Here is a 26,178-nt window from a genome sequence, read left to right on the forward strand (position 1 = left end):
AAAGCAACGAGACCCCGCCACACCATACCCTCTCCATGCCTCCTCATCGATCAGAATACATTCTGGCAGGAGATATTGGCGGCACGAAGTGTATCATCGCCCTCTTTAGTGTGGACCATAATAAAACAGGAAAACACCTAGTGCTACTAAGAACCCGCCGATATCCAAGCGCCTCCTATCCGCGCCTAAACACAATCTTGCGTGGATTTCTCTTTAGAGAGACCTATCCCATTCAGGCGGCATGCTTTGGAGTGCCTGGGCCTGTCCGTAAAGATGAGGTTAAATTGAGCAACCTACCTTGGAGTATTCACAGCCAGGAAATTGCAGAGGAGTTCTCTATCCCCTCGGTGCATCTTATTAATGACTTAGCCGCAAATGCGCATGGAATCACGGAACTGAAACTCTCTGATTTCCTGACCATTCAGGAAGGCAATCTTGAACTGAATGCTAGTAACCGTTGTGTCATTTCCCCTGGAACGGGGCTGGGTGAGGCTGGCATCTACTGGGACGGAAAACGCCATCAGGTTTGGGCCTGTGAGGGGGGGCACGCAGATTTCTCTCCTCGCAGCGATCTGGAAATCGCGCTTTTACGCTACCTTACACGCCAATTTGGGCATGTTAGCTACGAGCGCATTATTAGCGGCCAAGGCATCCAGAACATCTTTAACTTTTTACAGAGTACAGGCCGCATAGAGCCCTCACCAAAGGTGATAGAAGAAATGGCCGAGCAACATGTCGCCTTTCAAGATGCTGCCTATGTTGTTTCTAAGTATGCTCACGCAGGAACATGTCCTGTTTGCGTACAAACTATGGAAATCTTTGTGGGATGTTTGGGCGCAGAAGCTGGCAATTTAGCTCTAAAAGTCATGGCTACCGGTGGGGTCTACCTAGGGGGAGGCATCCCTATACGGAATGCTGAGTATATAAAAAGCTCCATCTTTCTCCATGCATTTGCGGATAAGGGCAGGATGGGTCCCCTAATGAAGGCCATGCCAATCAAAATTATCCTAAACGATCAAACCGCCCTTCTAGGTGCAGCACGATATGCTTTGGAATCTATGACGAGCTAAAGGAAATTATGACGAGTTAAAGGAAATGACACCGGGGCCTGCAAAAACGACTTGCCTCCTCATGCATGCTTCCGCAGGGAGTTGCGAAGTTGGCACTGCAATGGGGGAACCACCGCAGCCTGAGATTTAATATTGCCTTGGAAGGAAAAAGGAGTTTTCTCGGAGCACAACTCCTGAGTGTCTCACACGAGACAAGAAGGCTCCGGGTAGTTTTACCAAAAGTTAAAAGTCACTGGCAGGCCTCGCATTCGAAGCTGATCTGATGAGTCTCTAGAGGGCACGCTGCCGCCGCACTTGTAGCTGCTTTAGCCACCGTTCCTCGGACCTTCTTCTTCGACTCAGAGAGAGTAATTTTTTCGATGTCAGAAGCACTCAGTATGCGAAGATAATAAGTTGTTTTTAGCCCCTTTCTCCAAGCAGCACGGTACATATGGCTAAGGGTCTTTAAGTCTGGATCTGCCAGAAAAAGGGTCACAGATTGGGATTGATCGATCCATTTCTGGCGACGTGCAGCAGCATCGACAATATAACTAAAATCGATGGAAAACACCGTAAGATGTTTTTCCTTAAGAGACTTAGGAATACTCGGAATGTCTTTAAGCTCACCGTTAAAGTACTTGAGCTGATCGAGCATCTCCGGATTCCACAGCCCTTCCGCTTTCAAATCCAGAACAAGCTCCCTGTTAAGTACAATAAAATCACCACCAAGATTGCTCTTCACGTAAAGGTTGCGAAAATTTGGCTCAATACATGGGGTAGTGCCCATGATGTTGGAGATAGTCGCGGTGGGAGCAATGGCAAGTACATTCGAATTACGCATCCCCTGTTTGCGGATCTTTTCTCGTACGATTTTCCAATCCATCCTGCTCCGGTTTCTTGGAACTTCTATGGATCTCCCTCTTTCCTGTTCTAGGAGAGCAATCGTGTCTTGGGGAAGCAGGCCACGATCCCATTTGGAGCCTACATAACTCTTGTAAGTACCCCGTTCAGCTGCAAGATCGCTAGAGGCACTATAGGCGTGAAAAGCAATTACTTCCATAAATTCGTCGTTAAACTCTATGGCCTCCTGTGAGGCGAAACCAATCCCACGCTTGTGTAGAGCATTTTGCAATCCCATCACGCCCAGCCCAATAGGACGGTGGCGCAAACTGCTCCTTCTAGCAGCTTCAATTGGGTAGAAGTTGATGTCGATGACATTATCTAGTGCACGTATAGCAGTGCGTATAGTATCTCTCAGCATTGTATGATCAATGCTGCCGTCTTCAAGAATATGGCTATCTAAGACAATGGATCCCAGGTTGCAAACTGCTGTCTCCTCTTCGCTGGTATTAAGCGTAATCTCCGTGCAGAGGTTTGAAGAATGGATTACGCCAACATGGTCCTGCGGTGAGCAAATGTTACAAGGGTCCTTAAAAGTTATCCATGGATGACCTGTTTCAAAGACCATTCTGAGCATTTCCTTCCACAAATCGATCGCAGGCACCTCTTGTCCGAAGATCTCACCTTGACGTGCAAGGGCCTCGTAATACTGATAGCGTTCTTCGAACAACCGTCCGTAAAGTCCGTGCAGGTCTCGAACCTCGTTGGAGCGAAAAAGCGTCCAGTTTTTCCGTGATTCCATGCGCTTCATAAAGAGATCCGGAATCCAATTTGCTGTATTCATATCATGAGTGCGGCGTCGCTCATCACCCGTGTTGACACGCAGCTTGAGGAAGTCCAGAATGTCACTATGCCATGTTTCTAAATAAGAACAGCCGGATCCCTTACGTTTTCCACCTTGGTTAACAGCCACCAGTTGGTCATTATGTAGCTTCAGGAACGGGATCACTCCCTGGCTTTCTCCGTTGGTTCCCTTGATGTAACTGCCGGTGCCGCGTACTGCTGTCCACGATCCACCCAGTCCTCCGGCCCACTTCGCAAGATAGGCGTTGTCCGCGATGCCCCGCTGCATAATAGATTCGATGCTATCGTCCACCTTATAGAGATAGCATGAGGAAAGTTGACTATGCAGTGTACCAGAGTTAAACAACGTGGGTGTAGAGGAGCAGAACCTCCTGTTCTTGTAGAGGTGATATAGCTGGATAGCTAGGGTAGTACGGTCCCCAAAGTCTTCAAGGAAGATACCCATAGCTACTCTCATCCAGAAAAACTGTGGGGTCTCAAGACGGCGGATTGGCTTCACAGTTTTGTCTACTATGAGGTAGCGATCATAGAGGGTTTGCATCCCAAGGTAATCAAAGCCCAAATCTGCGAAGGGATCCAATGCATCAGCTAGACGTTCCAGGTCATAAGAGAGCAATCTTGGAGTTAAACGCTCAATAGTAATTGCCCGCCTTAAATACTTGCTAAAGGCCTCGCAGTGCGCTTCCTTTAGGCCTCCGATGCCGTCGCGCACAACGTTCCAATCGAGCACCTCTTCATAAATGTAGGAGAGTAAAATACGACCCGCAAACCTAGAGAAATCGGCGTCACGCTCGATCAGGGTCTTTGCATTCAAAATGATAGTTTTTCTGAGGACGTCCTCAGAGACTTCTACCCCAATGGAACGACGCAATTCACTTTCAATCTGTCTACTGTCTAGACAAAGGTCCAGGCCGACTGAGGCAAACTGAATGCGATGTGCTAGATCGCTTCCATCCCAAAGGACGCTTTGGCCTGTCATAGTACGGACGATAATGGGAGGCTCCTGTTGCTCACTTGGAAAAGGGACAGCCTGCCCGGAGTTTTCATATCGTAAACAGGAGCGTTGAATACGGCAAAGAACGTGACCCTCTGCAGCTCCGCTGTAGTGACCATCGTACATCAGCTCCTCTTGTACCATGATGTCTTACATGTCCTACGCACAGACCAACAAGGCGTCTCCGCTTTGTTAAAACCGCTCGAAAACGGCAACTGAGATTTTTGATACTTGGGATGGACGCTCTTCATAGTGAGGAAAGCCTTTTCGGGAGAAAGCAGTCCCGACTTTGCTTCGTTCCAAGGCACAACGAGACCACCCCATTGAGCTTGGAACAGCATACCTTAGACGATCGGTGCTGAGGGAGCCATTTCTGTGGCTACTGTAGCCCCTCGTGGGAGGGATTTCAATTTCGATAAGTAAAAAAGGTCATCCTCAGATATATGGAATGCTTCTCCATAATTCAACTCCGCCCTATGAGTAGCGTTCGGTGTCTCTATGATGGGACACCTTAGGATAAAACCACGGTGATGGCCAGACTCCCTTGCTTTCTATCCAGGGAAGGGGGAGAAGAGCCTTGCAGGGAAAAGCATTCTGCTTCACCTACCACCTCCTTTCGCACTCAGCCGCATGCCCTACCATTTCTATGCATGATGATCTTCATTGGAAGATCTTCTTGGAAAAAGGGACAGTTCCCAAAAAACAAGTTGCGACCAAGCTCTCTTCTTACGGAAGCTGGGCGAGGTGTTCAAGTAGCACAACTCTCCCCTTCCGTCAACCGACATGCGACAGAGGCACCGGAAAGTGCAAGTGCATTAAAGTTCGTCATCAGGGGAGGATACCAAAACATTAGATTTCTGGTAATCGGTAACACGTCCCTCAAAGAAATTCTGCTCCTTTTTAATATCCATCATCTCGGCTATCCATGGCAACGGATTGGCAATAGGCGCATTTAATGGGGGTAATCCACACTCTACAAGACGTCGGTCTCCGATGTAATCGATGTAAAGCTTAAATTCCCGATCCGTCAGACCAACCACATGAACTGGCAAACAGTCCTGAATAAACTGCTTTTCCAGATGCACAGCTTCGGCCATAGTTGCCCTCAGGTCTGAACGAAAAGTTTCTGTCCAGATCTCCGGATTTTCTTCCACGAGATCCATCAGCAGGTTGCGTAGCAGTTCGATGTGGTTGGACTCATCACGCAGGGTGTAACGGAACATTTGTCCAATGCCAGGAAACTTATTGTTGCGGTAGAGAGCAAGAATAAGACCAAACAAGCCAAAAAACTGCGTCCCCTCTACGCACTGTCCGAAGAGGAAAATGTTTTTTGCCAATGCTTGCTTGTTTGTTCGAGTTGTCAGGTCCAAACTGCGTCGCATTTTGTGGCTGTTATTTACTACAAAATCCGTCTTTTTCCTGACCGTCCTAATATCCTCAAACATCGCCTCACATTCGTGAGCATTGATTCCCAGGGAGCTGATCATATACACCAATGAGTCGGTGTGGATATTCTCCTCATGAGCGTGGCGTCCCAGAACCAGTTTTAGCTCTGGTGCCGTCACCAGCTCCCGAACAACATGCATGACATTATCCCCAACAATCCCCTCAGCTGCAGAAAAGTAGCCGATACCCATCTTAATGATCCAGTGCTCAATCTCCGGAGTAGCCAGGTCTCCCCACTGTTCGCAATCCTTTTGCATGGGGATATCCTCCGGCTCCCAGTGATTAGCTTTCATTCTCTTGTATAGATCATAAGCCCACTGGTACTTAAGAGGGAGAATATTGAAAAACATCGTTCTCCGTCCGTTGATAACTCGTTTGGCAGCAAACGCCGCTTCAGCTTTGTCGCGGTCCAGCACGAAGCGCCTGTCTCCAATTTGGATTATGGTAACCGCCATAGTGAACGCTGGTGCCCTTTTGATTAAAAAACAATCGCACAGCAGCAATGCGACTCGGCCAGAGCTAATTCTTTCCACAGAAACTGCCTCGGTTCCCTTTCCCTTAGTAGTCTCCCCAGCTTATGCTAACCATTGTGCCTGCACCACGAAGTTCATCATTCAGGGAGGAGAAAGTCAATACAACCTGTCTATTGGCTAGAGGGAAAACCCCCCAAAATGGAGAGGGAGAGGAGAAAGGTCCTTCCAAATTCCCAAAAAAAAAACTGCGCATGAGTGAGACCGATACCTACCAATGAGGCATGATCCTCTTCCTAACGTAAGAGATTTAAGACGGGGGTGGATTTCCGTCCAGTCGAATGGAAAGTTCCCGCAATTGATAATCTTCTACTGTAGAAGGAGAGGAGAAGAGGAGATCCTGACCACGGCTGCTTTTTGGGAAGGCAATAACATCCCGAATATGGGGAGTCTTACACAGGAGCATTGTTAGTCGGTCCACTCCAATCGCAATACCACCATGAGGTGGGGTTCCAAATTGGAAAGCACGCAAGAGATGACCAAAAAGTAGACTCTGCCTCTCTGGAGATATCCCTAGCACATCAAAGATTCTAACCTGCAAATCCGGTTCGTGGATTCTTAGACTCCCTCCACCAATCTCAACTCCATTAATTACTAGATCATAGGACTCTGCACGTACCTGGCCAAACTCTCCGGAATCCAGCAGAGGAAAATCTTCTTGTTTAGGACGTGTGAAGGGGTGATGTACTGTTACCCATCTCTCTCCTGTATCGTCTAAAGCCAGTAAAGGAAAATCCACTATCCATGCAAAGTCCCAGCGGTTTGTATCCGTGACTAGTTGCAAGGCCTCTGACAAGTAGAGGCGGATTTTCCCCAACGCCTCGCAGGTAGTCTGCCATTTGTCTGCACAAAAGAGAATGAGGTCCCCCTCTTCAATACATAGACGGCTGGTGAGCATATTTCTTTCCAAATGGGAAAAGAATTTTGCAATGGGGGATTTCCACCCTCTACTTTCTGCACCAACAAAGGAGATCCCCCGGGCCCCATGCTGGCGGGCAATTTGCTCAAGCTTTTCAATTCGACCGATGGTAGTACAGGACATCCCTTCCTTAACGTTAATTGCTTTGACACAACCTCCAGCATCCAAGACGTTGCGAAACACTCTAAAATTACTCAGATGGAAAATGTCACTTATATCTGCCAACTCCATACCGAACCGCGTATCTGGCTTGTCACTTCCGAAGCGGTCCATGGCCTGCCGATAGGTCAGATGGGGGAATTTAGTTGGAATTTGTACCCCTAGTGTGTCTCGAAAAATTCTTTCCATTAGCCCCTCAATGAGGAGGAAGATATCTCCACGGCTTACAAAAGAGGCTTCGACGTCTATCTGTGTGAGTTCTATAATGCGGTCTGCCCTACCATCTTCGTCGCGAAAACACTTTGCAATCTGAAAATACTTTTCGATGCATCCCATCATAAGCAGCTGTTTATACTGTTGTGGAGACTGAGCGAGAGCATAAAAGCGACCTGGATGGAGACGGCTAGGAACTAAAAACTCACGCGCCCCCTCAGGGGTGCTCTTAGTCAAGATTGGTGTCTCTACTTCTAAGAACCCCAACGAGTCCATGTACAGGCGCGTGCTCTGTACAAGACGATGGCGCAGGCGGAGGTTGCGTACCATGTGAGAATGTCTAAGATCAAGATAGCGATAAGCAAGTCTAAGGTCTTCATTAGCAATTTCCGAATCGTCAAGAAGGAACGGAAGTACATCTGCTCGGCTAAACACTTTGAGTGCGGAGGCAACGACCTCAATTTCTCCAGTAACTAGTTTCCCATTTTCCGTACCTGGTAAACGAGCAGTCACCCTTCCTACCACTTGAACGATATCTTCGGAATGTAAGCTGTGTGCTAATTCCTTAAGGATAGCATCGCCGCCTTCTGGACGAAAAACCACCTGCGTTTTTCCCTCCCGGTCACGAAGATCCACAAAAATTACGCCGCCATGGTCGCGGCGAGAGTCTACCCAACCACAAAGCGTAGACTCGATACCAACATGTGTAAGACGAAGCGCCCCACAGCTACAAGTTCGATACCTCATTAGTAAGCGACAGGATGCTCAGTTTTCAGATGCTCTGCAAGTTTTTCATATGAGCAGACAAATGCCTCATGGCGAGCTGACCGTTGCAATTTGACCCGGGGCCACTCTCTTCCGACAATGACGACATACCGAGCTCCTAGTTGCTGCGCATGCCGGAACTGCTTCTCGATACGCGCTATCCCTAGTGAGAAGTCTACACTTGTTCCCTGCTCTCGTAAGAGCTGAACTACCCGTAGCGCCTGCTTTCTTCGATTTTCTTCAGCAATAACTACAAAGACTTCGCATCCTGATTGAGAGGCCAAGGCAACACGCATTTTTTCAACGGCGACTGGGACTGTTTCGATTAATTCTCCAAGTACCACGTCCCCGATTCCAAATCCTATTGCAGGAAGAATTACCCTTCCGTTGCTCACGGCAGAAATCAGCTGATCATATCGTCCTCCGCCAGCTATAGCTCGTAGGCATTTCTTTTGATCGAATACCTCGAATACTATTCCAGTGTAGTAAAGCAAGCCCCGCACAATCCCTAAATCAATTTCTACGTATTCGGAAAGCCCGCGGGCAGAGAGATCATCAAGCACTTCGCTAAAATAGGCTGGAGCTTTTGACTGGACAAAATTACGCACTGCCTGTAGACCTACCCCGAATCTTGCAAGTTTTTTAGCAATTTCCCCTGCGGGGTAGCGCTCCATTTTATCTACCTCTTGGAGAAATTCCCCCACCTGCTCCGCCCGAACCCCTTCACCTTGGCAGAAATGGAGCCACGCCGTGCGATTGCTAAGTCGCACAACAAAATCGCGCGGGCCGAATCCGAACGCGCGGAGGCAGTCAATGACCAGCGCGAGAAGCTCGGCGTCTGCGGCAGACGAAGCTTCACCAATGAGGTCACAGTTTAGCTGAGCGAATTCTCGCAACCTCCCTCTTTGTTGCCGCTCATGACGAAAAAAACTGCCCATGCTAAACCACTTCATGGGCTTACGGTACTGTTTTCCAGCCCTCGCAGCCATGCGAGCTACTGTGAGCGTCATTTCTGGTCGTATGGCTACTGCCCTACCTCCTTTATCTATAAACTGATAGAGTTGCTCTATCAGCTCGCCACCACCCTTCCTTCTATAAAGGTCGCTACTTTCCAGTGTGGGACCATCTACCTCTACGAATCCGTAATTAAGAACAACCTGTCGTAGGGTAGAAAAAAGGTAATTCCTTTTCGCCATGTCCAAGGGATAAAAGTCACGAAATCCTGGAAGTACCTGCATAGTAGAAGCACTTGTGGTATTTTTGATCGGCCGGCAAGAGAAGATGAGAGTGCACCACACCTAGTACGTCGGCCCCTTATATTTGCCTCACCTGCTTGAGAGCAACAAGATGTCACGCATTTAATATGAACACTCTTATTCCCGCTCTCCACCGAGACAACCGGTAAGCTCCTTGGGAGTTTCCTAAATGCAACTGCTCCCACCCACTAACTAGATGCGCCATTCTCTAATTTGGAAACTCGTCCACTTTTTTGGCTCCCTAAAGCTTGCCCTGATCCTTCTTGCTACACTGGCAGCTGCCTGCGCTTTTGCTACCTTCACTGAATCCAATTTCAATATTAAGCTTGCCCAAGCAATCATTTATAAGGCGCCTTGGTTTACGTATTGGTTAGCGCTACTCTGCATAAATCTCCTAGCGGTTACCCTTACTCGCTGGCCTTGGCAACGCAAGCATATTGGCTTCATAACCACACACTTTGGTATCATCATTCTTCTGGTCGGCGCTCTCATCGGTTCCACATGGGGATTTGAGGGGAATGTTGTCCTGCGAGTGGATGCTCCCACCGATCAAGTCGTTACCAATCGCAGTGTAGTCCAAGTGGAAGGCCCCGCTGATGGTCAATTATATTGGACAGCTTTCGATGCTGAAATGACTCCCCCTTCCCACAGGCGCCTACGTCGTTTTCCTGTGCCTGGTACCTCACTCACTATCGTAGCAAATGACCTATGTACTTCACTCCGTAGGGAGCCAGAGTTGCTTGCGGTACCGGATGCACCGCCAGCAATATTGCTGGAGTTTTCCGGACCCATGGCTGCTGTTCCAATCCGAGTCCCACTTTTTCTTGGATTTCCATCGCAAAAATTTGATTTCTTTCGCTTAGCTGGCATTTTGTTCCTTTCCGAGCTGCCAAAACGGAGGTCCCACGTTGCTTCAGAGTCTTACATGGTTTTCAGCCATCACCCACCCGTAAGGGAAATTTCTAAAGAAAATACCGGATGGGAAGCCACGCTCAACCCAGACGGCTCAATACTGACCCTCATCAGTCCCACTAACCAATCCAAAACTTTAAAGGTCTCTGAGCATCTCGGCCGATCCATCCAGATGAACTTTGCCACTATCCGCATAGAAGCTTTTTGGCCAGATTTCAGAATCTGTGATGGGAAACCTACCACCTCCTCTCACCTACCCAAGAACCCAGCAGTGCTTTTGCGCATCTCCGCCCCTCCGAAAGGCATTAACCACCCTCCATTGCTAGAAATCGCTCCTCATTCGAACAACGGAGACAACGGATTTACCCTGTGCTATCAATTGAGTCGTGACGGCACCGTCTATGCTTCCGGGAGCCTTACTCCTGGAGTCTCCTTCCACACCGGCTGGGGGGACTGGAAGGCCAAACTTTTGGATTTTCTCCCATCAGCTTCTCTTACCGTAAGGCTTACACCCTCTCTCATAAGCGCCGGAGTAACTGGCTTTCAAGCCTACCTTCAAAGCAAAGACGGCCTCCGCGGTCCCTCTGCATGGGTTGGGCCGGGAGTGGTAACTACACTTTTGCACCGAGATGGGGTGGTGTGCATTACCTACGGCCTAGCAGTGCGCCATCTTCCTTTCAACATTCGATTGAGAAGTTTTTCAGTTCCACGCTATGAGGGCACAGATATTCCCTCAAACTACATTTCGCTGCTGGACTTCCAAGATGATCATACCGGCATCCACAAACAAGCTGTATCAAGAATGAACCATCCTGCAAGCTTTCCTGGTGGGTGGTGGAGAACTCTTACCGGATGGAACTATAAATTTTCCCAGGCTCAGTGGAACCCAACCGATCTTCAAGAAACAACCCTCCAAGTGCTTTATGATCCAGGATGGCTTTTAAAATGGAGTGGTTCGTTCGCCATCTGCATTGGCATCTTTACAATGTTTTACCTTACCCACAAGCGGCTATGACTGTCCGCTTTTTTCTCGCTTTGGTCGGTCTATGGAGTGGGGTTCCCTTACCTTGTTATGCAAACCTACATGCCCCAAGTCCTCCATCTCTTCTCGAGTCTTTCCCAGTCCAGAACCAGGGTAGGAAAAAGCCATTCCTAGTTTTCGCGAACGAATTTTTGCTCTCTGTATCTGGAGCCCACTCTCTTACGGTAGGCCACACTTCCCTGACTGCCATGCAAATAGTCGTTGCTCTTTGGCTATCTCCGGAGAGGTGGGAGGGAATACCACTCCTCCTGGTAAGGGATAAGCCTCTTAAGAGGACCTGTAAACTAACGGAAGATCGGGACATTTTCTCATTTGAAACCTTACGAGGAAATCGTATCCTGCAACTCCAGATTGAGAAAGCATGGGCTGCCCGCGCGCGCGACCCAGGAGCGAAACTCCCGGCCATGCTCAAAGCGGCAGATGAGGTTGCCGCCCGTATGTCACTCCTAGTAGGCTTGACTAGTGGTTCCCTCGTCCGGGTACTGCCCAATTCATCCGGAGACAGCGCCTCCTGGAGTGCGCTTGCTCCTCTTGATCCCCGCTTTAAATATTTGCGTTCTACCTACATTTCTGGGAATGCTGCGTCCTTCGAAGCCGCCGTTAGTGCTCTCAAAACCTCCCTCATGGAGGAGGCCCCCTCCTGCTATACAGCAGGAATGTTCAAGATTCGATTAGAACTTCTCTACCAGACTATTCGCCCGTTTCGTCTGGCATGGATTCTCTACTTATTCGGTGGCGTGACACTACTTCTCTCCTCCCATTCTCATTTTGGTGTCCCATCGTATCTATGTGCTCGAATACTAACCGCCACCGGTCTCTTATGCCAACTTGTTGGCTTTATCTGCCGTATCCTAATTGCCGGACGCCCTCCAGTTACCAACATGTACGAGTCAGTAGTCTGGTTTGCCTTTGGTACTGTTTTTTTCGCTTTGCTACTAGAGCAAATCTACCACGCCCATTTTTTTCTTGCTGGAGCTATCCCAGTTGCCACTGGGGCCCTCTTCCTTGCCGATAGGCAACCACTCTTTCTTACTCACTCTATTCAGCCTTTAACCGCAGTGCTGCAAAGCAATTTTTGGCTCACTACTCATGTCCTTATCATCACTCTTAGCTATGCCGCCTTTGCCATCGCTATGGGCATGGGCCATATTGCCTTATGGAAAGTCCTCCTCCATCAATCAACTCCCCACCCCCTCTGCGGACATATTTACCGCGTCCTACAAGTGGGCATCTTTTTGCTTGCTGTGGGAATTTTTCTTGGTGGCATATGGGCAAACTACTCTTGGGGGCGGTTTTGGGATTGGGATCCGAAGGAGACATGGGCTCTAGTCACGCTTCTCGCCTATCTAGTACTCCTTCATGGACGTGTTGCACGCCAATGGGAGGGGCTTGGACTAGCTATAGGCGCTATTGTCTGCTTTCTCTCCGTCCTAATGGCCTGGTATGGAGTTAATTTTCTACTTGGCACAGGCTTACACAGTTACGGATTTGGAGTGGGCGGACGTGCATATGTCGCCTCGGCAATCGGGCTAGATGCCCTGTTCGTCATCTCCGCAGTGGTTCGTGGCCGATGTTGGACTGCCTCTCCGTCACACTGCTAGCACGCCGGGCATCCTGGTGGTGGCGCCTCCTACAGGGTGCCGTCAAGCATAGATCAAAGAATATTCTTTTTTCAGCCTAGCCATTTTATTATGGCTCTCCGCGTAGTCCGGCGCTTATTTTATGGGATACGTTGCTTTTTGAGCAAGAGATCCCACGGATAGAATCTTTGGGAAGATAGAGCCAAACATTAATAGCTTACCTCTATCAGCTAGCATACCATTTGTAATCAAGACGTTGCACTAAATAGGTAAGTCAAGTGCAGTGTGCAGCCAAGAAAGGCAGTTATTCCTCCAATAATCTCTCTGTTGCTCTGCTTCTTTCTTCCGCAAGGAGGAAAGACGACGTCCTCTTGCGTGGAAGGTAGCACAAGGTAGCATTCTTTTCGTGGCAGTAATGGAGTGCTTTTGCTATCTTGCCATGTTACCTGGTGCGAGCCGAAGTCCCCTCCGGAAAAGGATAGAGTAAGTTGGCCAAGGGGATCTTAGAGGCGCCGTTTCCACTCCAATGATCTTCCTTGGCGGTACGCTAGTACCGCCTCAGCCAACACAAGATCTTGGGGAACTGTGACTTTGAAATTCCACTCCATAGATTCCTCGATAACGACCCGTTTTCCAAGTCGAACCAAGATAGACGCTTCGTCTGTAGTGGACCAGCCTTCTCGCATCAGTTGGAAATATGCATCCAAAAGACTGTTTCGGAGAACAACCTGTGGGGTTTGTACTCTCCAAGCCCCTTTTCTTTCAATGGATTTTACCAGTAGCTTCTCTCTATCCGCCCAGTGTACGGTATCCGTAAGAGGTTCGGCGGCACAGGCTCCACCACAGCGTTGGGCTGTACGAACGCAGTTAGCAATGAGGAGCGGAGTAACTAGTGGACGTGCTCCATCGTGTACTGCTAAATATTTAGCGGATTTCTCTGCTGCAAGAAGTCCATTCCATACGGAATCCTGTCTCTCCTTGCCACCAGAAACAAAAGTGACCAATTTGCTAACTCCATATCTTCTAGCGATATGACGAAATTCGTCCTCTCTTGAGGGGGTGCAGACCAGAACTATTCTCGATATATGGATACACTGTTCAAATGCAAGTAGCGTGTGGGCAAGCAGGGGCCGCCCCGCTAGTGGGGCGCTTAGTTTATCGAACCCCATGCGTCGACTTGCTCCTGCAGCAACGATGATTGCTACTACGTTGGGTGTAGCCATAGTAATCAGTGGAACAAAATAAAATAAAAATATCTTCTTCTTTATGCTTTCTGAGATTCGCACTCGGTTTGCCCCATCACCCACCGGATATCTTCACGTAGGCGGAGCGAGGACTGCCCTATTTAACTGGATTTTTAGTCGCAAACATGGAGGTAAATTCGTCCTACGCTTAGAGGATACTGATGAAAAGCGTAATGTTGCCGAGAGTTATGGGGCAGTTTATGATGGATTGCGCTGGCTGGGAATTAGCTGGGATGAGGGGCCGGAAACCGGCGGTGGCTTCGGACCGTATTGTCAGAGTCAAAGGAACTCCATTTATGAGAGCTACTTTAACCGGCTTGAGAAGGTGGGTGTGCTATATGAGGAGAAAGGAGCCTTCCGGTTTCGCTCGCTACGTGCCTCCATTATGGTGGAAGACATGGTCTGCGGTCGGGTTATCTTTGACATGTCTAACCCTCTTACCCATCCGGACATGACCGTCAGACGTTCTGACGGTAGTTGGGTTTTCCATTTTGCGAATGTGGTAGACGATATAGAGATGAGGATTACTCATGTGATCCGAGGAGAAGATCATCTTTCCAATACACCGAAGCATGTCGAACTTTACCAGGCGTTAGGAACCCCCCCCCCCATGTTTGCACATATTCCTCTTATTCTAAACCGAGAAGGAAGGAAGCTAAGCAAACGAGACAGCGGCATGAGCATTGCTGCGTACGCCGCTCAAGGTTACGTTCCTGAGGGCATGCTTAACTATCTTACTCTACTGGGGTGGTCCCCTGGGGGCGGTCGGGAAGTTTTGAATTTTTCGGAAATTCAGACGCTCTTCGATTTAGAATCTATCAGTCGACATAACGCCATCTTCGACTCAGATAAATGCTTTTGGATAAATCGGCAGCACATTTTGCAAATGACGCTAGAACGCTTCACCAAACTTGCCCTCCCGTTTATAGAAAGAAGGGGCATTGAGTACGGTTCCTACAAGGCGCTTCTGCCAGTTATGGCTATCGTAAAGGAAAAGATCAGACTCCTGTGCGATGTCCCAGATTGGGCTAGCTATTTTTTTACAGAGGAATTCACTTTTGATTCGAGCAGTGTTGAAAAAGTTCTTTATAGCCCTAACGCTCTCCATCGTCTCAGCGTACTTAAGAAAATTTATGAAGCTATGGAGGATTGGAATGCTGCCGCGCTAGAAGTCAAACTTAGAGAGACTGCCGCAGAGCTGCAGTGTACTCCAGGAGATCTCATACATCCAGCTCGCGTTGCAGTCAGTGGTCGTTCCGTAGGGCCGAGCTTGTATCATATGCTAGAGGTTATTGGTAAGAGCCGTGTGTTAGCGCGTTTTGCAAGAGCGCTACAAAAGTTCACATGATCACTACAGTTCCCCACGAGTTTTCTGCGGCAGACCTGATTTCCAACCCCGAAAAATTTCAAGAGTTTTTTCCCCCAGCCAAGATTGCTGTTTTTGGGGATCCCGTTGGTCACTCTCGGTCCCCAGAAATGCACAATCCTGCGCTTTTAGAGTCTGGAATAAAAGCTCAATACGTACGAATCCACGTGCGCGCGGAGGAGCTTTCCGATAGCCTGCGCGCTTTGGCCGCTGCCAAGTGGATTGGCACGAATCTCACTATTCCTCACAAAGCAGCGGCCATTAAGCTTATAGACCACGTGGACCATTTTGCTGTCCTTGCTGGTGCAATCAACACTGTCATAGTACGGAAAGATGGTAGCCTCAGTGGCCATAATACTGATGGCCTTGGTCTCGTACGAGCTGTACGCGAAGAATTTCATGCAGACATCAGGGACTTGAAAATTCTCATCCTGGGGGCCTGTGGAGGAGTGGGTCGATCAATCGCCGTACAGTGTGCTTTGGAAGGCTGTGAACGTCTTGTTCTTGCCAACCGGTCTTTCGAAAAGATAGGGCCACTGAAAAGGCAATTAGAGCCTCTCTTTCAGAGAGGCAGGCACCCTTTTGGCTCTATGGGACGCCTTGTGGCTACAAAGATGGACAGCCATGCCCTATTTGACGAACTACCCAAAACCGACCTGCTGATCAATGCCACTAGCGTCGGAATGGTTAAGAGCCTAGATCTTCGATTGGTCCCTAGATTCTTGTTTACTCCTCATTTAATGGTATTGGATAGTGTTTACACTAATGGAGGGAAAACACAACTTTTGCTAGATGCAGAGGCTAAAGGAGCGCGTGCGACCAATGGACTTTCTATGCTCCTTCATCAAGGGGCCCTTTCCTTTGAGATTTGGTTTAATCAACCAGCACCGCTTGAGGTCATGCGAAGAGGGCTTTTTTCTCCCGCCGCAGTATAATTCTTCTGCCCTCGCAAAATCGTACCCCTTCAGTCTCCCAGGCAATCACTAGAAATGGCCTCCTCTTTATTTGTACAATCTGCGCCGGGGACGGCCCATCTTCCCCTCTTCTATCACGTAGTCTTGGCGACATTAGTAATGGACAACGGGGCCAAGAAAAATAAGAATAGCCAAGGCTTAGATTAGATTAACTATTGCTTACCCTCGTTGCTACTTGACCTGTTAAATGAGCTAATAGCTTTTCTCGTGTTCCTTTTGGAACATTTGTAGGTCTCTCTTTGTAATCTCTGTGGAGAGAGATCAGGCTGAGCTAGGTGCCTCCTCCGAGGCCGCTTGAGATGCGTCTGATTCGGTAGATGGCTATCTCACGCTTTGTTCACTCTGAAGTTCTACAGTGAAGGGCTACACTTCTTTCCCTAGGGGGATATACCTTCTTCATGTTATCTGCCTTTCTGCACTTTTGAGTCCTCAAAAAAACCTCTTACTAATTTTCCTTAGATTTTTCTTTGGCAAAAGCCTCCCCTTCTACTAGTAAGGGAGGGTCCTGTACGTTCTTTCTGTGTTAACAGCTAGTTAAAATGAAATGGTCTCGCGTAAAACCAAAACCGCGCGGTTTCAAGTGGTACGCCGGGCTTAGTTTAAGCGTTGCTCGGCTCGGCTTGCACCAGTGAGGGTGCTTCTCCCCTCCCCCAAGAGCGTCTCGGCCTTTGGAAGGTTGGTCTAGCCTCCTGGACGGACAAGGACTATGGGGGCGAGTCGGTCTCTTTGGAATGAAGTATGAGGCAACCCCGAAAGGGTTCACTATCTCCATACTACGGGCTGTGTATACGATTCCCCCTGTACCCAAATTTTCTACTTGGTTCTCGTTGCATGCTTGACATCCGTTTTATCCGAGAAAACCCTGGCCTGGCAAAGGCCAAGCTCTCCACGCGCGGGCGGTCTCTGGATGCCGAGGTTGATGCAGTAATGAAATGCGATACTGATTGTAGGCTAGCGAGGACTCGCCTCCAGTTCCTGCGCACAGAGCGCAGGCGTCTCAGTAGGCAGGTCGAAAAGCTACGTAGGCAAGGCGGAGAAGAGGAGCTCAGGCAGGTTGAGGCAACCGCGCAAACCCTTGGTGAGGAAATAAGTACCCTAAATTCACTCACAACACAACTTGGCCTTCACCAAAAGGACCTTCTACTTCAGCTTCCCAACTTCCCAGCGGAAGCCGTCCCGTATGGGGCGGGTGCTCTTGACAATCTCACTCTTCGCAGCTGGGGAAGTCCAGAAACCGGTGCGAGAGAAGACCACATCAGCATCGGAAGACGTCTGGGACTCTTTGATTTTGACCGAGCGACAAAGATCAGCGGCAGTGGCTTTCTCTGCTTGACCGGAGCTGGAGCCCGCTTAGAACGTTCTCTACTAAACTTCCTCCTAGACCTCCACACCATGCAACACGGTTACCGAGAAGTCAACACTCCCTCTTTAGTTCATCGTGAATGTATGGTTGGTACCGGCCAATTGCCTAAATTTGAGGAAGATATGTATGCCATTAGCGGCGATAAAAGTAGTCTCTTCCTCGCCCCCACAGCAGAGGTTCCCGTAACAAACCTTTTTCGTGATGAAGTCCTTAGCATTTCCCACCTACCGCTTTGCCTCGCAGCTTACACTCCCTGCTTTAGGCGAGAGGCTGGTTCGGCAGGCCACGACACGCGCGGCATGATTCGTCTGCACCAATTTGACAAGGTAGAGTTGGTAAAAATTTGTGAGGTTGGGAACTCAGAGCAAGAGCTACAGTCGCTCACTACTGATGTAGAAAAGGTATTACAGTTATTGAACCTTCCATACCGCACGGTAGAGCTTTGCGCTGGTGATCTCGGCTTTAGCGCTTCGCGCACTTATGATGTTGAGGTATGGTCTCCAGGGCAGAAGTCTTTTCTAGAAGTTTCCAGCTGTTCAAATTTCCGCGACTTCCAATCCCGACGTATGAACCTCCGATACAAGGACTATGGTGGAAAAATCCGCTTTGCCCATACACTTAACGGCTCCGGAACCGCTCTTCCCCGTCTATATGTGGCCCTCCTTGAGAATCATGTACAGTCAGATGGATCTGTACTGCTTCCGCAATCGCTACGTGGATATTTTCGAGCAGACTGCATTGAACCCGTTTCTTAAAAAGCTCTCTGAGGGTCTTGCCCAATTCCCTCCTGAGACTAAGTTTCTCGTAGGCATTTCTGGAGGTCGTGACTCTATGTGTCTCCTCTACGGATTGTTAGCACTTGAGTACCGGCAGCTTACTCTATGCCATCTTAATCATCAGTTGCGAGGAGCGGCAGCAAGAATGGATGAGTGCTTCGTCATCTATCAGGCACAAAAGTTAGGTCTATCACTTAAGCTGGCACGAGCACAAACGGAGCAGTTTGCCTCTGATCACGGGCTCTGCACTGAAACGGCAGCGCGCGAATTGCGCTATACATTCTTTGCTGAGGTTGCCAAAGAGGCGCATTGCAGTACCCTTCTTCTCGCCCATCATGCTGATGATCAACTGGAGACCTGTTGGATAAATCTTCTTCGCGGAACAGGTACTGCGGGTTTGGCTGGAATGCGGATGGAATCGGCACGCAGAGTAAAGAAGGGAAGAGAGGGTATCTTACGTATCATCCGTCCACTGCTTAGACTTTTTCGCTCGGAAGTTGTACAGTTCTCTTGTGAAAGGAAAATCCCATTTCGGGAGGACGCTACCAATCAGGATACGAACTTGATGCGGAACCGTATCCGTCATGAGTTGTTGCCCTTCTTAGATCGGAGATTTGGAATCAACTATCGGAGAGCCATGCTGCGTTGCGCAGAAATCCTTGCGGATGAAGAAGACTGGATGAGAGAGATTACCGAGAGGTTTTCCTGCAAGACACCACGGCTTGCTTACAACGAGCTTTATCCTCTCCCTAGGGCGCTCCAACGGAGAATTTTGCGGCGATGGTTACTGAAGCAAGGGGTACCGGAGGTAGGCTTTGCTGCAGTGGAGCGCGTTCGTAGCCTAACGATCCTTCCAATTTCACAACCAGCAAAAGTTAACTTGCCCTTCAGGATCCATGCCCGGCGGCGATCTGGTATGCTCTTCCTGGAAAAATCGCCACGCTCAAGGCAAGTTTGCAGAAAAGCCGTGCGATATTTGTTAGTTAACCAGTTGCAGCATGTACCCGCCTGAAAATTTGCTCCTGATTGCTGGAAGTGGAGAATACCCATTCCTTGTGGTTCACTCTGCTCGCGCAGCCGGTGTAAGGCGCATTGTTCTAGTTGCCTTTGAAGGGGAAACTTCACCAGAACTTAGCAGGTGGGTTGATGAAATGTATACCGTCCAGGTCGGACGACTCAGCCATCTCCTCTCCGTTGCACGGAAGTCCGGCGCGGACTATGCAATGGCTGTTGGACAAATTGCTCCAAAAAACCTTTTCGATCTTCGTCTGGACTTGCAAGCTCTCCTCCTCCTTGCTCGTCTCCACAAAAGAAACGCAGAAACTCTATTTGGAGCGGTAGCGGACGAACTGGCCCATGTAGGTGTTGAGCTACTTCCTGCCACCACTTTCCTAGACCACCATCTGGCCGGCGAGGGCCTTCTGGCCGGCCCAAAAGTTACATTTTCCGCGATGGAAGATCTTCTGTTTGGTTACCAAATTGCCAAGGAGATTAGTCGGCTGGATATTGGTCAAACAGTAGTTGTCCGTAAAGGGACAGTACTTGCTGTGGAGGCATTTGAGGGAACAAATGCCTCTATTCTTCGTGGAGGTAGACTAGGAAGAGAAAGTGCTACCATTGTCAAGGTGGCTAAGCCAAACCAAGACATGCGCTTCGACGTACCTACTATTGGTCTCACCACGCTAGAATGCGCAAGCAGCGCGCGAATCCGATCTATAGGTATAGAGGCTCGTTGCACTCTCCTATTAGAAAAGGACAGGTTGATCGAGTATGCCAACCTCCACTCTCTATCTATCTATGGATTAAAGACTTCATGAATCCATTAAGAGTAGGTGTTGTCGGTCTCGGTCAGATGGGCACGCATCACGTGCGGGTGTGTTCAGAGCTTAACCATGCGTGCCAATTGACAGCTGTCTTCGACACAAACCGCACGGTAGCAGAAGCTATTTCCAGGAAATACTGCGTTCCTGTTGCTATTTCTATGGAGGATTTTGCAAACCGCGTAGATGCCGCGACAATCTGTACCCCAACGGCCACACATTTCTGGGTTAGCCGATTTCTACTTGAACGCAGCAAGCATCTATTGGTAGAAAAGCCCCTCGCGGGCACCTCAAGGGACGCTCATATGCTGGTCCTAATTGCTCAGGAAAGGCAATGCATTCTTCAGGTGGGTCATGTGGAACGCTTCAACCCTGCATTGGAAGCCCTTGAGTGTAGACTATGGAATCCCCGCTTTTTGGAAGTCACTCGCCTCTCTCCATACCCTTATCGGAACACGGACATTGGGGTAGTTCTGGACCTAATGATCCACGATATTGAAGTTATGTTGCATATTGTACAGTCACCGGTCATCAGTATGGACTCGGTAGGAGTAGCCGTTCTTAGCAAGAGCGAGGATATTGCGAATGTTCGGATTCGCTTTCAAAATGGGTGCATAGCCAATGCTACTGCCAGCCGTATTAGCAATAAAAAGCTCCGAAAGATTCGTCTCTTCCAAGAAGATGCCTACCTTTCTCTCGATTACTATCGCCAAAGCAGCAAAATACACCGGCTGGTAGATGGAAAAATTGTGACAGACCGACTAAAAGTCTCTCGTGGGGAGCCTTTGAAATTCCAGCTTGCTTCGTTCATCTCCTGCGCATGCGAAAAAAGAAGACCGCGTGTTAGTGGCTATGAAGCAGCAGTCGCATTAGACATTGCACTCGAAATTACTCGCCAGATTCGGCACAGTGGCCTCCACGATTCTTTCCCTCTCCCTTCGTGAGAAAAATTTGGGTAATTGCTGGAGAAGTTAGCGGGGATCATCATGCCTTTACAGTTATGGAGGCACTCCTTAAGCAAGATCCAAACATAGTCTTCCATGGGGCAGGTGGGCCAAAAATGGAACGCCTCTCCACTCAACCGTTCGAAAATTGGGTGGAAAGATCTAGCGTAACTGGTCTCTGGGATGTGCTCAAGATTTACCCGTGGCTCCGTAAGAAGTTTTTCAATATACTGCAACGTGTGGGCGATACACGACCACATGCCTTACTGCTTATCGACTATCCCGGCTTCAACTTGCGATTAGCCAGGAGGGCACGCTCCCTGTTTCCCGGCCTCAAAATTCTCTACTACATTAGTCCACAGGTTTGGGCATGGAATCGGGGGCGTACGATCAAAATGGCCAAACTCCTAGATCTAGTGCTCTGTATCTTCCCCTTTGAGAAGGGGCTATATGCCTCTTCTGGTTTAGAAAGCCGGTTTGTTGGCCATCCTCTTGTAGAGAAACTGGAAAGGGAACACCTTCATGCGAGACGTAACAGTAATCTGCTGGCCTTACTTCCTGGCAGTCGATGGAAAGAGGTACAACGCATCTTTCCTATTATGTTGCGTACTGCCTCCCTTCTTCTGGAAAGAAGGTCAAGCATTCAGTTTGAGGCAGCAGCGGCCAATGAGAATCACGCTAAGTGGATGCACAACAGAGCAATAAAAGCTCAGATTCCAGTGCATATTTGCACGGGCACTGCTTACAGTCTGATGCAACGTGCCTATGCAGGGATCGTCTGTTCGGGAACAGCCACGCTTGAGTCCGCTTATTTTGAGCTTCCATACTGTCTTATTTATAAGACAGCTTGGATTACTTTTTGGGTAGGTTGCTGTATCGCCACAGTGCCATTTCTTGGCATCGTTAACATCCTTGCAGGGCAACTCGTCGTGAAAGAATTCATCCAGAACTCAGCAAAACCTAAGGCCATTGCTCACGAGTGCCTGAGACTGCTATACTCTGATTCAGATCGCCGACAATTGGTTTTGAAGTTTCGTGCAGTCATAACCACCCTTAGTGGATCCGGAGCTGCTACGCGAGCAGCACAGGCCATTTTGGCAGCTATTTCCTAGGAAAAGGTAATAATCTGCGCTGCTCTTCTGTGGAGAAAGGCTAGGCTTGACAGCCATGGGCAGATCCGTTTCCTCTTACTATCCATTCATGGATAGAGTTCCACCCTATCTTAATCCCTGCAGAGTGCCCGTGCCACCCCGGATGGACGCGGTGTTTGCTCGCCTTCGTTCTCAGAAAAAAAAGGGCCTGATTGCCTATATCACTGGGGGGGATCCGTCCTTACAAGGTACGCTAGAAATTATCCAAGTACTGGAAGAGTTGGGGGTGGACATGCTGGAGCTAGGAATCCCATTTTCAGACCCACTGGCGGATGGCCCCATTATTCAAGCAGCCGTCCAGCGCGCGTTGCGTGCGGGGGCCAATGTGCAAAAAATTTTAGAACTTGTCAGCCACGTACGCGAATCATCTTCCTTCCCGGTTATCCTTTTTACCTATCTTAACCCCATTTATTTTTACGGGATTAGAAGGTTTTTAGCAGATGCTGTCTCTGTAGGAGTAGACGGACTTCTAGTGCTAGACTTGCCACACGATGAAGTTTCTTGCAATGAAGACTTAGTTATTGGAAACCACCAGCTGCAGGTCATTCAGCTTGTTTCCCCGACAACCTCACAGGAGCGGATTCCATGCCTGGTTAAAGCTGCGCAAGGTTTTGTCTATTGTGTTTCCAGAGAGGGGGTTACTGGGGAGCGACCTGAGCTTGCAAAAACTCTCCATACTCAGGTGCGGAGTATTCGGCAACATACCTCTCTTCCAATAGCAGTTGGGTTTGGCATTTCTACTCCTGACCAGGTGAGGGTCGTCGCTAGTTACGCGGATGCAGTGGTAGTAGGTAGTGCCATTGTACGTCGAGTTGCCGAACACGCCTCTTCCCCGAGATGGCTACTACGGATTAAAGAATTTGTGGAACCACTTGTTGAAACCCTACAGACGACATAGACTGCCCTCTTCGGTTGCACCCTATGAGACTTCCTTTCACGAAAATGCACGGTTCCGGTAATGACTTCGTACTGATAGACAACCGGATTCACCGGCTCAGTCTGGCTTCTCCCCAAATCACCAAAATTTGTGATAGGCGTTATGGGGTGGGGGCTGATGGATTGCTTCTTGTAGAGCCACCCCAAAATGGAGGCGACTTCCGGATGCGTTATTACAACAGTGATGGTCAAGAAGCAGCAATGTGTGGAAATGGCGCTCGTTGCTTTGCTCGGTACGTTCAACGTATCTCAAAGAGCAAGCAGAGGACATTTGTTTTTGAAACTCCGGCCGGCCTTATTCGTAGCGTATTGCTGGGACAGAATATAGAAATTCAGATGAGCGAACCCAGCAACTGTCGTCCGCCTGCTTTCTTGCAAGTGTCAGGAGTAATAGAGGAGATACATTTTCTCAGTATTGGGGTTCCCCATGCAGCGGTTTTTGTAGAGGCTTTGGAGGAGGTAGATGTAAACCGACGTGGGAGGGGGATTCGTTTTCACGAATCTTTCTCCCCACTAGGGACGAATGTCAATTTCGTACAAGTTATTACCACTAATCACTTGCGTGTCCGAACCTACGAACGGGGGGTAGAAGCGGAAACTTTGGCCTGCGGTACTGGAGTTGCTGCAAGTGCTCTTATCCATCACATACGCACGGCTACTCCCTCACCAATCCGTGTTACAGTGCGCGGGGGAGATACCCTGCAGGTTGCTTTTAAACTCTCCTCCGACCTGCCACGTGATGTGTGTATTCGAGGCCCTGCTAGCTTTGTTTTTGATGGAGAAATGGAGATTTTTTGAGTAGCCTCGCTTAACCCTATGAAATTCTGTGGAACTTATACTGCTCTCGTCACCCCCTTTCGTAGGGGGGAATTAGATATCCCAGCTTATCGCTGGTTAATTGAACAACAGGTTACAGCTGGGGTAGATGGGGTCGTTCCTGTAGGAACTACTGGAGAATCTCCGACACTTACTATGGAAGAGCATACACAAGCTATTCAAGTAGCCATCGAAGCAGTGCGACGCTCTGCTGCACGCGTTATTGCTGGAACGGGATCCAACTCCACTGCGGAGGCTGTCCATCTAACTCAAGAAGCTGAAAAATTGGGTGCACATGGCGCACTCCTGGTAGCACCATATTACAATAGGCCCTCTCAGGAGGGCCTCTACCGACATTACCGAGAAATCTCTCTTTCCACCAATCTGCCCTTAATCCTTTACAATATTCCAAGCCGTTGTGGCGTAGAAATCGATGTGAGAACGATTATACACCTGGCAAGGGAATGTCCAAATATTGTTGCCCTTAAAGAGGCTGGGGGAAGTGCGGAGCGTGTTAGTCAACTCCGAGGGGAATTGCCTGATTCGTTTACCATTCTTTCCGGTGATGATTCGCTTACCCTGCCCTTCTTGGCGGTAGGTGCTGAGGGGGTTGTTAGTGTGGCTTCTAACGTGATTCCGAAACAAATCCACCAGATGGTCCACGCCTGGAAGATGGGCCAGTCCAGGCTGGCCATGCAGCTGCACCACAGATACTCTCCTCTTTTTAAAAGTCTGTTTGTAGAAACCAATCCCGTGCCAGTAAAGTACGCGCTTTCCACCTTGCATCCTGGGAAGATCTCTGAGGAGGTCCGTCTCCCACTATGTGAGCTCGCCGAGTCTAGCAAGGTCTGTATTAGAGATACACTACAATCTGGAGGATTGCTATCATGACTCCCCCAGTTCGACTCCTCATCGCTGGTAGTCGCGGCAGGATGGGCAAGGCAGTTTCTACATGTGCTAGGGAGGACTTGCGCTTTCGAATTGCTGCTGAAATTAATTCAAATGACTCCTTCCAAGCAGCGCTCTCGCATAGTGACGTATCTATCGACTTTACTCAGCCAGAAGCAACACTGCCCTTTGTTAAGGCTTCAGCCCATGCTGGTAAGCCCATCGTCATCGGTACTACAGGGCATTCTTGCACCATAGGAACCGCTCTTGCGCAGTACGCACGCACTATCCCTATCGTCCTGTCCCCTAATTTCAGTACCGGTGTAAATCTCCTTTTCTGGCTTACCCGTAAAGCTGCGGAGGTCTTAGGCACGGACTTTGACCCAGAGGTTATAGAGATGCACCATCGACATAAAAGGGATATCCCTAGCGGGACTGCTGCAAGATTGGAAAAAATCCTTGCAGAGGTGCACTCCCCCCTTTCCCTTCTGAAAGGAACGGAACACAGTAGCCAACAGGGTACGGCATCCGCCTTACCATGTCCCAATCGTAAGATTGGGGTGCACTCCCTCCGTGTGGGAGATGTCGTTGGGGAGCACACCGTGATATTCGCTGGTAGCGGAGAATGTCTCGAACTTGCCCACAAGGCCTCCAGTCGGGATACCTTTGCCTTGGGCTCTTTACAGGCTGCCATTTGGGCCTTGCGGCAGCCCGCTGGGCTTTATAGCATGCAAGACGTTCTTGGATTACCGGAAAGATGAAACTGCCTTCTTCCAGCCACTCCCGTGATTACCGAGCAGGAATCGCTTTAGGGTCCAACCTAGGACATAGCCTGTTCCATCTCCGGAAAGCCACAGCAGCTATTCTCACGCTCTCCTCTTCCTCCTCAGAGCCCATTACTTACTCCTCAAGCATCTATCGAACAGCTCCAGTGGATTGCCCCACGGGTTCTGGGTACTTCCTGAACGCCGTTGTAGAAATTGAGTGGCACTCCGGGCCGGAGGCCCTTTGGGAGAAGCTTCAGCGGCTGGAGTTCCTCGCCGGCCGCAAAAAACACCCGCGCCGTCGACATGCTCCACGCCCATTGGACCTGGACCTGCTTTACCTCAACTCATACCAAGACTCTTACCAAGGAGTCTTCGGCCCTGTCATACTTCCACATCCAGAGATTGGAAAGCGCAGGTTCGTTCTTGCCCCACTTTCCGATTTTGCACCCCACCTTTTCCTCCCTAGAGAGAAGAGGACAGTCCAAGAACAGCTTGCCCTGCTGCCAACCATTCCCTCCGTGAGAAGAATCGAGCAGACTCTCTCCTTCTCCTCCAGAGACTAGG

The 26,178-nt window shown here is 49.3% G+C and carries 20 protein-coding genes; 15 read left to right on the forward strand and 5 right to left on the reverse strand.

The genetic code is table 11. From position 1 onward, the window contains the following. Positions 1-35 precede the first annotated feature (35 nt). A complete protein-coding gene (gene glk / locus JMM79_00895) occupies positions 36-1,070 on the forward strand; it encodes a glucokinase (GenBank protein ID QQY08523.1) in 1,035 nt (344 codons plus the stop codon). Positions 1,071-1,299: 229 nt separating this feature from the next. Here the strand turns inward: glk and JMM79_00900 are convergent, their stop codons facing one another. The 4 genes from JMM79_00900 to hisS form a co-directional block, all read right to left on the reverse strand. Beyond that, positions 1,300-3,891, reverse strand: coding sequence for a ribonucleoside-diphosphate reductase subunit alpha (locus JMM79_00900; protein ID QQY08524.1), 2,592 nt, complete (start codon positions 3,889-3,891; stop codon positions 1,300-1,302). A gap of 671 nt (positions 3,892-4,562) precedes the next feature. Next, positions 4,563-5,648, reverse strand: a complete 1,086-nt coding sequence (locus JMM79_00905; GenBank protein ID QQY08525.1) for a ribonucleotide-diphosphate reductase subunit beta — start codon at positions 5,646-5,648, stop codon at positions 4,563-4,565. Between the two features lie 325 nt (positions 5,649-5,973). Beyond that, positions 5,974-7,761, reverse strand: a complete 1,788-nt coding sequence (aspS, locus tag JMM79_00910) for an aspartate--tRNA ligase (GenBank protein QQY08526.1) — start codon at positions 7,759-7,761, stop codon at positions 5,974-5,976. Then, entirely contained in the window at positions 7,761-9,017 is a 1,257-nt protein-coding gene (gene hisS, locus JMM79_00915) for a histidine--tRNA ligase (GenBank protein ID QQY08527.1), read from the reverse strand. The genes aspS and hisS overlap by 1 nt, the downstream gene beginning before the upstream one ends. 214 nt (positions 9,018-9,231) lie before the next feature. Between hisS and JMM79_00920 the strand changes: the two genes are divergently transcribed. Together JMM79_00920 and ccsA are read left to right on the forward strand one after the other, a co-directional pair. After that, entirely contained in the window at positions 9,232-10,962 is a 1,731-nt protein-coding gene (locus tag JMM79_00920) for a cytochrome c biogenesis protein ResB (protein QQY08528.1), read from the forward strand. Positions 10,963-11,177: 215 nt separating this feature from the next. Beyond that, positions 11,178-12,590 carry a cytochrome c biogenesis protein CcsA gene (gene ccsA, locus JMM79_00925; protein ID QQY08529.1) on the forward strand — a complete coding sequence of 471 codons (1,413 nt, stop codon included), beginning with the start codon at positions 11,178-11,180 and terminating at the stop codon, positions 12,588-12,590. A gap of 482 nt (positions 12,591-13,072) precedes the next feature. Here the strand turns inward: ccsA and ispD are convergent, their stop codons facing one another. Then, entirely contained in the window at positions 13,073-13,792 is a 720-nt protein-coding gene (gene ispD, locus JMM79_00930; GenBank protein QQY08530.1) for a 2-C-methyl-D-erythritol 4-phosphate cytidylyltransferase, read from the reverse strand. A 43-nt stretch (positions 13,793-13,835) separates the two neighbouring features. Here ispD and JMM79_00935 point away from each other — a divergent pair, with 43 nt between their 5' ends. The 12 genes from JMM79_00935 to folK all read left to right on the forward strand — a co-directional run bounded on the left by JMM79_00935 (position 13,836) and on the right by folK (position 26,177). After that, complete coding sequence (locus JMM79_00935; GenBank protein QQY08531.1) at positions 13,836-15,161, forward strand: glutamate--tRNA ligase; 1,326 nt, start codon at positions 13,836-13,838, stop codon at positions 15,159-15,161. Then, complete coding sequence (locus tag JMM79_00940; protein ID QQY08729.1) at positions 15,158-16,114, forward strand: shikimate dehydrogenase; 957 nt, start codon at positions 15,158-15,160, stop codon at positions 16,112-16,114. The genes JMM79_00935 and JMM79_00940 overlap by 4 nt, the downstream gene beginning before the upstream one ends. 870 nt (positions 16,115-16,984) lie before the next feature. Then, the gene (serS, locus tag JMM79_00945) at positions 16,985-18,271 is read left to right on the forward strand and encodes a serine--tRNA ligase (GenBank protein QQY08532.1); all 1,287 of its coding nucleotides are present in this window, start codon (positions 16,985-16,987) and stop codon (positions 18,269-18,271) included. Then, positions 18,201-19,304 (forward strand): tRNA lysidine(34) synthetase TilS, encoded by a 1,104-nt coding sequence (tilS, locus tag JMM79_00950; GenBank protein QQY08533.1) that lies wholly within the window; start codon positions 18,201-18,203, stop codon positions 19,302-19,304. Before serS ends, tilS begins: the two co-directional genes overlap by 71 nt. After that, positions 19,291-20,109 carry a UDP-2,3-diacylglucosamine diphosphatase LpxI gene (lpxI, locus tag JMM79_00955; protein ID QQY08534.1) on the forward strand — a complete coding sequence of 273 codons (819 nt, stop codon included), beginning with the start codon at positions 19,291-19,293 and terminating at the stop codon, positions 20,107-20,109. Before tilS ends, lpxI begins: the two co-directional genes overlap by 14 nt. Continuing rightward, positions 20,106-21,056, forward strand: a complete 951-nt coding sequence (locus tag JMM79_00960) for a Gfo/Idh/MocA family oxidoreductase (protein ID QQY08535.1) — start codon at positions 20,106-20,108, stop codon at positions 21,054-21,056. Before lpxI ends, JMM79_00960 begins: the two co-directional genes overlap by 4 nt. Further along, positions 21,053-22,168 carry a lipid-A-disaccharide synthase gene (gene lpxB / locus JMM79_00965; GenBank protein ID QQY08536.1) on the forward strand — a complete coding sequence of 372 codons (1,116 nt, stop codon included), beginning with the start codon at positions 21,053-21,055 and terminating at the stop codon, positions 22,166-22,168. The genes JMM79_00960 and lpxB overlap by 4 nt, the downstream gene beginning before the upstream one ends. 142 nt (positions 22,169-22,310) lie before the next feature. Then, positions 22,311-23,105: a tryptophan synthase subunit alpha gene (locus JMM79_00970; GenBank protein ID QQY08730.1), complete on the forward strand. Its 795-nt coding sequence runs from the start codon at positions 22,311-22,313 to the stop codon at positions 23,103-23,105. 23 nt (positions 23,106-23,128) lie between these two features. Further along, entirely contained in the window at positions 23,129-23,941 is an 813-nt protein-coding gene (locus JMM79_00975; protein ID QQY08537.1) for a diaminopimelate epimerase, read from the forward strand. A gap of 18 nt (positions 23,942-23,959) precedes the next feature. Next, positions 23,960-24,850: a 4-hydroxy-tetrahydrodipicolinate synthase gene (locus JMM79_00980; GenBank protein QQY08538.1), complete on the forward strand. Its 891-nt coding sequence runs from the start codon at positions 23,960-23,962 to the stop codon at positions 24,848-24,850. After that, a complete protein-coding gene (gene dapB, locus JMM79_00985) occupies positions 24,847-25,608 on the forward strand; it encodes a 4-hydroxy-tetrahydrodipicolinate reductase (GenBank protein ID QQY08539.1) in 762 nt (253 codons plus the stop codon). Before JMM79_00980 ends, dapB begins: the two co-directional genes overlap by 4 nt. Beyond that, positions 25,605-26,177 carry a 2-amino-4-hydroxy-6-hydroxymethyldihydropteridine diphosphokinase gene (gene folK, locus JMM79_00990; protein ID QQY08540.1) on the forward strand — a complete coding sequence of 191 codons (573 nt, stop codon included), beginning with the start codon at positions 25,605-25,607 and terminating at the stop codon, positions 26,175-26,177. The genes dapB and folK overlap by 4 nt, the downstream gene beginning before the upstream one ends. Position 26,178 lies beyond the last annotated feature (1 nt).

Source organism: Candidatus Xiphinematobacter sp., assembly GCA_016766635.1.
GTDB lineage: Bacteria > Verrucomicrobiota > Verrucomicrobiia > Chthoniobacterales > Xiphinematobacteraceae > Xiphinematobacter.